Origin of the sequence: Paraburkholderia lacunae (assembly GCF_003353175.1) — a bacterium.
Lineage (GTDB): Bacteria > Pseudomonadota > Gammaproteobacteria > Burkholderiales > Burkholderiaceae > Paraburkholderia > Paraburkholderia lacunae.
This window is the reverse complement of record NZ_QHKS01000034.1, coordinates 62636-73237: the sequence shown is the minus strand read 5'-3', so window position 1 is coordinate 73237 and position 10602 is coordinate 62636. Positions and strand designations below refer to the sequence as shown.

The window sequence follows — 10602 nt, the reverse complement described above, 5'->3', positions numbered from 1 at the left end:
TCTTCATGCCGAAAATCCGAGAGTAAACGCGAAATCCGCATTGTTAACAACCCCCTTCTGGCTGCTTTGCTATTCCACCATCGTTTCTGGAAGCGTCGATTTGTGTATAACGAGATGGGTTTAGGTAGGCGTTGGCCTCGGGCGACCTCAGGCAGGCCGGAGTCCAGTCCAGAAGGTCGCGTCGCTTTCTTTGGATCCATTCGAGTGCCCCCTCTTCTTCCCCGGAACGGTCCTCATGAAGCGTCATAATCTGAGCAAGGACCTTGTCTCCGACTTCCGGTCTAAGGAGATGAAATGACGCATTTAGCATCCGCCCGATTTCGTAGTCGGCTCCGTATTCGAGCATGGACTGGTTGAAAAGAACGCTCTGGATACTGGGAATATTCGTTTCCGGTGTTTTCGTAATGCATAGGATCGCAATGTAGCGCAAGCCGCCGTCCGAACTCTGGAGGAGCGTGTTCACGTTCGCGCGCCACCATGCAGTGTCAGCCGCTGCGTGATTCAAACACGCGTACTCGATCGCACCCAAAAGTACGGCCCCACCGTCCACGTGTCTCATGTCATCGTGAGCATGCGACCGTGAATACGACGTCTCGTTGATGAAGCCGGTCCGCCATCCCAACCCACCGACGTTTTCTAACGCGCGTGCGGTCCAGCCGTCGACGCTCTTAATCGAGAGGTTCAGCAACGTCTCGGACGAAGCGATGCGTTTCTTCAGAAACTCCTGGTCGGGGCCAAGACGATCCGGTCCGCAGCGAAGTTTCGCTCCGATTGCGCGATAGCGTTCGTCCTCGGACGTGATGTCTTGGGTGATAAACCGCCAAAGGAGCTCGTCACCGTCCCCCGTTGCTTCGACCCACTTTGCGAGATGCCGGCCAAGCTGGAAACTGATTGCTGAAGGAGAGTCGATGAGCGCGCCGAGAACGTCGCCCAAGCGGGGTGCCGTCCAGTCAATCCAATGATGCATTGAACGGGCGATGATCCCGATTGCACGGTCGCGCGGCAGCCACTTCAACCTCAGAAGTTCCAGAAAAATTTCCAAGACCTCCCGAGACGATGTCGAAACCCAAGCATCAAGGTGGCTTCCGTATAAATCAACACCTTCGACTGCTTTCTTCGCGATGAGGTTTGGCCACCAGTTCTGCCTGAAAAAATCGAACCATTGAGCCGAACGAGTTGAGAAATAGAAAAACTGGAAAAGCTTCGGGTGTCGGGAAATAAGATAGGAGGCTAGCCGCCAGTCATCATCGACCGGCGCTGTCTCAGCAAATGACTCTGCCACGAGTCGTTTCAAATGAAAGGCGATGTCATCTGCGTCAATGACAGCCCGAACCTGCGAGCGAAAAGTAGCTACATCTGTTGAACGTAAATGAAACAGAAAGCTGCGAATCGTAGGGCGCAGAAATGGTGTCGCGGCATGGACACGCACAAAGCTTATCAATGAAATGTTCGACCTGATCGCCGCGCGCACCGCGAGCACGTCGAGCAAAGTTTGATGCCCAAACTCAATGGATCTGGCTGCGTTTTCAACGATGACCCCACTGCTTAGCAACGACGTTTTCATTTGTTGAGGAACGTTGGCGCTTGTGGGCGAAATAGACAATCGGCGCCGCGTGAGCATCTGTTGCCCCAACGCCTCGAGAACTATCAATGCCGGTTCCCCAAGCGCAACATCTTTCGAGACAATGGTCTCGAGATATTGCTCAGTCAGCTCCTGTGCCGTGGTTGCCACAGGAATTCGTCCGCAACGAACGACGTCGCTGAAGATAGCGAGCATACGTGGGTTGGTCAGAATGTCGCGAAGCCGGTCATCGAGATCGGACGCGTCGACATTCCATTCTCGCAGAAGTGGCATGACATCCGTCTGCAAATCAAGCGCACCAAGGGTTACCGTTACGTCCCAATCACGACGCTCGAGCCGACGGTCATATCTCAGATCGAAACTCCGACACGCAACGACTACAGAAACCCTCTCGATTGTCGGCAGCCGATCGACAATCGTAAGAAAGTAATTGAGAGAGGAGTGGTCTCGGGCCAGTGACAGGACATCCATTGAGTCCAGCACGACCACAACAGGCCTGTACTCAGCCATGCGGGCGACGGAGTCAAGAATGCTGGAGGGCAGTCCCAAGGCGCGACGCTCCGCGTCGCTCGCCGCGTCGGCAAACTCCCGACCCTGAACAAAGATAACAGCGCGGGAGTTGTGAGTCTCGAGCTCATCGACCAGACTAAGCAGCAAACAGGTCTTTCCCGCACCTGGGCCGTCTGATACCAGGACGCGCTTTGCGCCATTGTCGATGTGTCGCAAAAGCTGCTGCAGCGATGCACGCGGTATGCGTCGGGAGCCGATTTCTCTACGCCATGCTCGTCCCACGGCAGACACCTGTTTGAACTCCTGTAACAGGTCCGCTTCTGCACGCGGTGGCGTATGTACCGCGCCCGCCTTACTAATAAGCTGCGAAAGCGCCTCTTTTGTGAGAGCCGACGCCGCATTGACTGTGGCGGGATCCCCACTCGTCCGGCTTTTGAGCCGGCTCAGATGGGCGCATAATGCGTTGTAAACGTGCTCGGCCTGAGTAACACTCATTCCCAGATCACGCCGAATCTGATCGGCAAGAGATAATTGCGAAGGCGTGACCTCGAAGGAAGTACGTTGGAGAAGATTGAAAAGAGTGTTGCTGCCAGTGTCAATCCAATCCGACCATAGCGCGGTAAGTTTGCTGACAATTGGCGCTAGGGATTTGTTACTGGTGAGGCTTTTCTGAAACGCGCCGTTGTCCGAAAAAGAGTTCGAGTGCTCTTTCAGCTTTTGAAGCTGACCGAACGGCACGGCGGAGAAGAAAACCACCCGCCCTTGGTTGTCACGGGTAAGCTGCTTCGCCGTTTTCTTCAGATCGTCAGCAAGGTCTCCGACACCCCATGAATCGAAGTCTATTTGATTCTTCTTGCACTGACAGTATGTTTTAGTCCCGTCCTTGTGTGTAATCACGACATCGTCAACAGCGACAAACTCGCCCGACACATCTAGTTCTGTTGAGTCAATGCCCACGCTCTCAATATCGACGCCAGCAAGCATCTTCAATGCCCATTGAGCTGCAATCAGAACCTCATAGCTATCGCCACGGCTTGAGCGAACACTTGCCAAGCTCATAGAACACCTCGGATCTCTCTCGTTATTGGGTGCGGCGCGCACTGGCGCCGCCATATTCTCATTGTGCGAGAGAGTATGTTATCGCGAGTTACGGGTTCGAAGGTACTAGGCACTGGATGCGACTCGCAATGCAGCGACTGAACTGTCGGCGGGCGCCGTCACACCGCCCTAAGCACGCGAAACGTGGGCATCGAATTGCCCGGTCCCGCTGACCTAAGAGGTCCTGTCATCTCAACTGGAAATGGCATGCAAGACCGGGCTAGCCGATACCGCCCATCCGGAAAGGACCGCAACGCCGTTCGGTATGCGGGGTAGTCCATAAGGAATCCGGGTTGGGTTGGCGTCAAGAGAATCCGATCATTTCGCAACCACAGCTCTGCGGATGGCGGGAAAGTGATCTCTAGCCGTCTCACGGATGCTTGTGTTCGAACGTCCGCAATGGCCGATGACGCAACGACGGCTCTCGGCGATCGAATGACCATTTGCTGAAGAGACTGTTGAAAAATTCGCTGCTCGGCGTTTTCAATTCTATGGCAAAAAAATCGACCTCTCAGATCGCTCTATAAATCGCTCGCAAAGATTGGGTAAGGGCAAGAATCCTCCTGAAAACCTTGCGAGAGAGACAGCCGGCGACCTTTTCAACAGCATCTGAGTGAAGCTGCCTCCTGAATGTCCCAGCGACGCGTCGGGCGAAGGTCCCTTCATGGCCGACTGTTGTCCTGCGAAGGGACTCTTCGGTCCGACGCGATCCCGCGGCCCTGCCGCCAGGCGGACTGCACGCACGCGGACCGGAACGCTACTCGGAGTCAATTGCGCGTTTCATGCGCACCCGCTAGCGGAGCATCAGAGCACAGGTAGAAGGTTTCCCGCCCCTTCAGGCCACGACCTCGCATACGCCCCAGCGCGTATCCAGAATCGCGCCCGCCGGCGCAGCAGGCTCGCCCACTGATCGTGCGCGAAAAGTCACAATATCTCCCTGGCTGTGCATGAAAGGTCCAATCTCGACCACGACCAGCTCATATTCCCGAAGCCGGATGCGCGATCCGGTAAACGCGCTGGTACGCGAACGTGCGGATACCGGAGCACGCTTCTGCGGCGCGACATCCCGGACGTGCATGCTCAAACTCGCGAGCAGTTCAACATCAGCTGGCAAAGGCATGGGTCATCACCGTTTATTTTCCAGTCCGGCATTCTAGCAACGACATGGGCAGATCCGGCGTTGCCGGCAGGCCCCGGTGCACGCAGCGAGCCGTGAAGCCCTGGTTACGAGACGTGTCCGCAAGGACCGCGCGGCATGACATTTCAGCAGGCTGTCACGGCATCCTCCGCAGCCGCAGGAACCGGTAGTCCAGCGCCGGTGACGGCGTCACCACGAGCCTGACACGCTCACCGGGCGTCCCCGCCGCTTACGCTGCGGGCGGGCTTTCGCGCTGCGCGTCGAGCCGCGTAGCGCGTCTCGACCCTGCGGGCATCAATCCCTGACGCAAAACCTGAACCGCGCCCCCAACACCGTAACCCCCAGTCAGGTGAAGGCCGCAGACGGCCTCCACATTCGCGCTCGCCGCGCGGCGGCTCACCCCGGTCAAACCCGACGCTTCGCATCCACCAGTCTCCCGTGTTCCCGCCCGACAACCCGCGACCGTAGCCGATGACGGGCAAACGTCAAGGGGCGAGGGACCGTGTTGCCCGCACCCCTCCCTCGCCTTTTTTCCTTGACGTTTGCCCGTCATCGGCTCCTTGAGTCGCACGGGCGCGAACTCAGGAGACTGGCGGCGGTAAAGCCAACCCCGGGTTCCACCAGGACGAGCTCAACCCCTACACGGGGCGGAATCTTGGAGCCCGGTCAGCGCAACACCGATCAACCTTTCTTGTTGTGGAGAGTGCCATGCAACTCGCTTCCTCTTTCCGTTACGGCTCCCCGATGCTCCGCTCCGACTCGCCCCTGTCGGATGACCAGATCCGCCGCGTCGCCCCGTCCATCTTTGCGGACGGCAAGCATCAAAGCCGCTCCGAGCGCTACACCTACATCCCCACCATCGACGTGCTGCGCGGCCTGCGCAACGAAGGCTTCCAGCCGTTCATGGTCTGCCAGACCCGCGTGCGCGATCAGGACAAGCGCGAATTCACAAAACATCTGATCCGCATGCGCCCTGCGAGCGAGATTACCGGCGAGGACGTCAATGAAATCATCCTGCTCAATTCGCACGATGGCACCAGCAGCTATCAAATGCTCGGTGGTGTCTACAGATTTGTTTGCCAGAACGGCATGGTCGCGGGCGAAACCGTCGGCGAAATACGCGTTCCCCACAAGGGCTCCATTGTGCAGAACGTCATCAACGGCGCGTTCGATGTGCTCGACGGATTCGACCTGATCCGCGAACAGAAGGACGGCATGCGCGCCGTGACGCTCACCCGCGACGAACAGCAGGCGCTCGCCCGCTCCGCCCTCGCGCTGCGCTACGACCCAACCGACGCGGAAGCGCCCGCCCCCATCACCGAAAGCCAGCTTCTGAACGTGCGCCGCTTTGAGGACCGCCGCGACGATCTCTGGACCGTTTTTAACCGGATTCAGGAATCGCTAACCAAGGGTGGCCTCCACGGACGCTCGCGCAGCGGACGCTCCATGTCCACCCGCCCCATCACCGGCATCGACCAGAACGTGAAACTGAACCGCGCGCTGTGGATGCTCGCGGAAGCGATGCGCCAGATGAAGGCGTAAGCACGGCACGGGTGGCAGCCCATCATCACCCGATTCCGGTTCATTCCGTCAGGACTCCTATCCGGGTCCAGTCCTGACGATATTCCGCAGCACCGTGACCCGAAACCTTCCTTTTTATATCTGGAGTAAATCATGCAAGCCAAAGTCAACACGCAAATGAACGACACCGCAAACGCCGCCGAAGCCGACACCGTCACAGACGCGACGGCCAACGCTGCGCCGCTGCTCGAAACCAGTTTCGGCAACGAGCAGCCGGTCGTGACCGTGCCGTATTCCGCCCTGCGGCGCTCACCGCTCAATGCCCGTACGAAACCGCTATCGGGCATTGACTCGCTCGCCACGAACATCAGGGCAAAAGGGCTGCTGCAGAATAACCGTAACCTTTCGAACTGTTACACCGCAATCACCGCCTCAAACCTATCCGCCGGCAGTCCTATTTCTTGTCGCGCAGGGCTATCTTGATAAGAGCGGATTGTCGGAATGGCGTCGATGGGGATACGGCTGGGCAAGCACGGTGCCCGTGCCTTACGCTTCTGGGATGGCGGCATACGTTCGGAGGCAAAGGTGAAGCACTCCAGCCAAGGCGACGAATTGCGACGCGCGTGCGTTGTGTTTCCCGATCATGCATCGCTCGCCGCTTTGCTGCGCTGAACGCTAGCTGTTCGCGGTGACCCTATTTTTGTTTTAGCAGGGGTGAGTGGAGGAGTTCATTCTCTCTCGTCAAGCGAAGGTTGATCGACTGTGACTTCACCAGGTCGTTTTTTAGCTGGTCAATTTCTTTGTGCGCTTCCCGCAATTTGCGATGAAGGATGTCCATCGTGTCGGGCATCGCTTTTGTCCGGAACCTGCTCGCCTTGACGTGAAGGGCCCGAACGCGCTCGGCGATGTCTGGATAGCGGTTATGAATGGTCGCATTGCTCACACCTGCTTCGCGGGCAACAGCTGCAATGCTGATCCTGTCGTCTGAGCTGGATTGCATCTTCCCGTGCTGCAATCGGCGCAGCGCAAGCTCGAGGCGACGGCGCGTTGTGCTTTTCTGATCAGCAGCCACCGTGCACCTTTGCGGAAGATAGGGAGGGCGATGTTTCGGCGCCCAGGTCTGCGAGTACACGCTCAGCCTTTCGAAGATGATCGAGGCACCGTTGCCGGGAAGGTATTCCAAGGTCGGGGCACCCCAACACGTCGATCTGCTGTTGCCGTATCCCTTTCCAGATCTCCACGTGTGTCGAATCAATCACAGCCTCGCCGCACGAAGTACATCTCACAGCATCGTAAAGCCCCTGGCCTCCGCAACCGTCTCCGCTCGCCATGCACCACGAGTGACCGGTTCCCCGGATGAAGACGCTTTCGCCCAACTTGCGGCAGAAGTCCCGCATATCGCGGACGGTTTTAAGCTCGCCCCGACTCCGAAACGCCATGATGCGACGCCCGCCCACACCAGAGAGGCTGCTATGCGGATTCATCCAGCTTTGTATGATCAGACTTTGCAGCTCATCACGCTCCGTCATGATGTCGTTTATCAATGTCCGGTCCGCGCCGGTATCATGCCGCGCGTAGTAAAGCGTCATGTCAAGAGACCAGTGCTTGAAGTGCTCTCGCAGGTACCGAATATCGCCCAACACGTGTCGGGCAACATAGACTGCGAAGGTGCGCCTGAATTCATGAGGGGTGAGTGGCCATGTTTCCCCGAGTCGAATTCGGTCCCGCTTGACCACGCCATCCATGTCTTGCTGCTCGACTCTCAAGCCCGCCATCCTGCTGAACGCGCTCAACGCTCCTCGGATGCTGTCACGTCCAACGACAGAGACCATTCCAAGCCGCGTATGCGTGAGCAACAGCGCGTTGCGACTACGGCGAATCCGTTCAAGCTCGACTTCTATCTTTGCGCGAGATTGCTCGTCGAGATGACGGGCCTTTGCTGTGCGCTCCAGGAACTTGATCCGTTCGTCCGCTAGCGCCCGTTCTGGCTCACCAAGCCGTGTTGCAACTGAAACCGCCTTGCCAACCACCTCCGGCACCATCCATTCTGCTGGTTTCGGCTCATGCTCAAGCTTGTAAGTCATCCCCTGAAGCCAGCAGAACGTGTCGCCGTCGAATCCCGTCCTTTTTACAAAGCATCCAACTTCCAGCGATGCGAGCTCCGAGACGCGCATACCCGAGAAGGCTGCGCATACGATATAGCATGCAGTCCTCAGTTGAAAGAGGTCAATTTCCACCTGTCGGCGTCGCGCATACCGATGCTCGGCAAGAAGCTGTCTCTCCTCTCTTGAGCATCGATGGGACGCCTTCATACGAATGTACGTTTCTTCATCGGCGAACACACTCGAGAAACCGTCCGGATGGGTCTTCCTGTGCACCCGTTTAACCTCAGCAAGCCTGCGGGTTGCATGCACGGCCAGTTGATCACGCAAGGATAGAAGAGAGTCCGAGCGATTCTCGACGTAGTCGAGCGCTGTGCGCACGAGCTTGCTCATGAGTCGCTGCGGGATGACTTCAGTCGTTGCCTGCTTCCAGCTTTGCAGTCTTGGCTGACGGCCGCGTCTGGCGAGGTTCGCTGGGCCGCCGCAATCAGGTTGCCATGGATATTCTGGAATCCGGTCGACGAGATGATCCCCAAGTTCGTAGTAGCTCGTGATTGTGCCCAACACGTCCGCAGCCGCTGTAGCTTGAAGTTCTCCCGTCAGACTTGCGGCAAATCGGGCGCAGTGGTTCGGCGTCAGTTCGCTGAATGTCATCAGATTCTCATCTACCATCCATGCAAGCAGCTTTCTGATTTGACTCCAGCTCGCCTGTACCGTACTTGCTGATACGGGCCTGCCACGTTGCCCACCCGCTACACACCATCGTGTGTACAGGAAGCGCTTCACCGATGCAAGAAGCGACTCATATTTTGGGTCCGTGAGGCGACATCCTCCCTTGAACGGGTGGGAGAACCGGATGCGCACTTGCGGACGATTTCTTGGCGCAAGATACTGCACGAGGCTCCAGACGTCGTCACCGTAACGGGAAACAATCGTGTCGCCTTGTCGACTGACGATGACATCATGTAAATCTTCGGCTCGAACGCAAGCCAGATCCACGAGATGGTTGGTCAAACTAGCCATAGTCGTGCCCAATGAGCATTGCGCGATCGCGCCACATCGGATGGGGATCAACGAAGGCCTGCTCTTTCGCCTGCTTCACAATGGACGCCGTGAACTGGGGCGCAATGACGCGGTCGATTTCCCGGATCACCCAGCCGTAGACTTTATGCCAACGATTTCTGCCAATGAGATTTCTCTCCTTCACAAGCAGCCAGTAGAAACTGTACATGCGGTACAGGTCGCTTTCCATCACGACCTGGTTGGGGCATCGGAAGCAATGAAGGAACGCAGAACACGCTGTATGGCCATCTTTCGGCGCATACCGACCATTGAGTGGTGAAGAGCACCGGCCAACACCTGTATTGCTTTCGCCAGCGAGGGTACGCCTGATGTCGTCGACTTCGACGTGCATCTCCTTTGCCAGGCGCGTCAGCGTTGCTGCGTCCCTTGACGTTCCCCGGAGTTCAACTTCCAGACATTTACCGAGGAAATGGTGGTTGCGCATCATCTCAGGTGTCACCGCAAGATAATGGGTATCCGTGACATGGGGCCGGTTGCCGAGCAGGATCGCCGTCATGGCAACGTCGCCCCCCGTCAATTCCCACATTCGGGATGCGAATGTCTTTCGCAATCGCATGACAGTCACTGCCAGCGGAGAATGGCCGTCAGATCCGACGCAACCGTCGTGGGTGACCAGGTGGTGTCGCGTCACGAACCGTCCAATGGACTTGTAGAGCGCTTTTTTGGAGAATGGTGCCACGGGACTAAGGTTTGTCCACCGGTAAGACCGGCGATATAGCCAAAGGTGATTTCGCAGCTCCGCAGGCGCCTCAATGACCAACCCATCTGTAAGATCCAGGACATCGCGTATCAAGGAACTTGTATCGGCAGCAAGCACACTGATTTCTTCGACCGCGCGTGGCTTGCGAACCGATAGTGTGGAGACGCTGTTGCCGCGTCGCTTATAAGTCGTCAGCAGCGAATGTGTATCCGGCTTGAGAGGATGGGGCTGGATAGCATCGCGTTTCATCTCGCAGAGCGAGGTCGGGTTTCTGCCAGTTCTGGCCGCAACGAGAAGGAAGTAGATCAATAGACGATCGGGCTCGGTGCCAACAAATGTTCCGGCGCGGATAGCCCGAAGGTCATTCGCAAGCGCTGTCATAAGTGCCCGCATTTCTTCTTTCGTATAGGGCGCAGGCGACTTGTGGCTGCGTATAGCGTACGGAAACAGCTGCCGTGGAAAGCAGTCCATATGAAGTTCGCCCGTCGCAACGCACTGCATGAGTACTGTTTTCAGGTTGACGTACAACGCGCGGACACTCCCATACGACAGATGACCAGTCTCAGTCTTTGCAGGTCGATTACGTAGCCATGCGACGAAGCTTTGAAGTAACTCGCGGTCAATCTCCGATATTCGCCGGACAGGTTCAGATGAGTCGTTCACCGAGTCGAGAAACTCGAACCAGACCATCAACCCGCCGTGATATATACCCCTGACACTGGCGTTTGCAAGTGTAGGTTGAAGCCGTCTCAGGCCCCTTGCCATCGCCAGGATCAGATCATCGCGGCCCGCATCTGCCCCCGTTCTCGCATTACATTGCCAGCGACGGAAGTCCAGGCTCGTCGTTGTCTGAACGATCCAGGGGTCT

At 57.3% G+C, this 10602-nt stretch carries 6 protein-coding genes and 1 pseudogene; 2 read left to right on the top strand and 5 right to left on the bottom strand.

All coding sequences use genetic code 11. From position 1 onward, the window contains the following. Positions 1–43: 43 nt before the first annotated feature. Together DLM46_RS33545 and DLM46_RS33540 are read right to left on the bottom strand one after the other, a co-directional pair. On the bottom strand, positions 44–3151 hold the full coding sequence (locus DLM46_RS33545; RefSeq protein WP_165848114.1) for an NACHT domain-containing protein: 3108 nt from the start codon (positions 3149–3151) through the stop codon (positions 44–46). An 874-nt stretch (positions 3152–4025) separates the two neighbouring features. Next, the gene (locus tag DLM46_RS33540; protein WP_133300422.1) at positions 4026–4310 is read right to left on the bottom strand and encodes a hypothetical protein; all 285 of its coding nucleotides are present in this window, start codon (positions 4308–4310) and stop codon (positions 4026–4028) included. 726 nt (positions 4311–5036) lie between these two features. On the opposite strand from DLM46_RS33540, the gene DLM46_RS33535 reads away from it, so the two are divergent. Further along, entirely contained in the window at positions 5037–5870 is an 834-nt protein-coding gene (locus tag DLM46_RS33535) for a DUF932 domain-containing protein (protein WP_115108205.1), read from the top strand. Positions 5871–6026: 156 nt separating this feature from the next. After that, positions 6027–6242, top strand: a pseudogene (locus DLM46_RS33530) (hypothetical protein); the annotation flags it as partial. A gap of 301 nt (positions 6243–6543) precedes the next feature. Here DLM46_RS33530 and DLM46_RS33525 read toward each other — a convergent pair. The 3 genes from DLM46_RS33525 to DLM46_RS33515 are packed head-to-tail and all read right to left on the bottom strand — an operon-like array spanning position 6544 to position 10424. Continuing rightward, a complete protein-coding gene (locus tag DLM46_RS33525; RefSeq protein WP_115108200.1) occupies positions 6544–6921 on the bottom strand; it encodes a TetR family transcriptional regulator in 378 nt (125 codons plus the stop codon). Next, complete coding sequence (locus DLM46_RS33520; RefSeq protein ID WP_115108198.1) at positions 6911–8974, bottom strand: site-specific integrase; 2064 nt, start codon at positions 8972–8974, stop codon at positions 6911–6913. Before DLM46_RS33520 ends, DLM46_RS33525 begins: the two co-directional genes overlap by 11 nt. Next, on the bottom strand, positions 8967–10424 hold the full coding sequence (locus DLM46_RS33515) for an integrase (protein ID WP_115108196.1): 1458 nt from the start codon (positions 10422–10424) through the stop codon (positions 8967–8969). Before DLM46_RS33515 ends, DLM46_RS33520 begins: the two co-directional genes overlap by 8 nt. Positions 10425–10602 lie beyond the last annotated feature (178 nt).

Bases quoted from the DNA above. Each gene is read 5' to 3' on its own strand.
- DLM46_RS33515 (WP_115108196.1), bottom strand. From the start codon at position 10,424: ATGGTCTGGTTCGAGTTTCTCGACTCGGTGAACGACTCATCTGAACCT.
- DLM46_RS33540 (WP_133300422.1), bottom strand. From the start codon at position 4,310: ATGCCTTTGCCAGCTGATGTTGAACTGCTCGCGAGTTTGAGCATGCAC.
- DLM46_RS33545 (WP_165848114.1), bottom strand. From the start codon at position 3,151: ATGAGCTTGGCAAGTGTTCGCTCAAGCCGTGGCGATAGCTATGAGGTT.
- DLM46_RS33520 (WP_115108198.1), bottom strand. From the start codon at position 8,974: ATGGCTAGTTTGACCAACCATCTCGTGGATCTGGCTTGCGTTCGAGCC.
- DLM46_RS33535 (WP_115108205.1), top strand. From the start codon at position 5,037: ATGCAACTCGCTTCCTCTTTCCGTTACGGCTCCCCGATGCTCCGCTCC.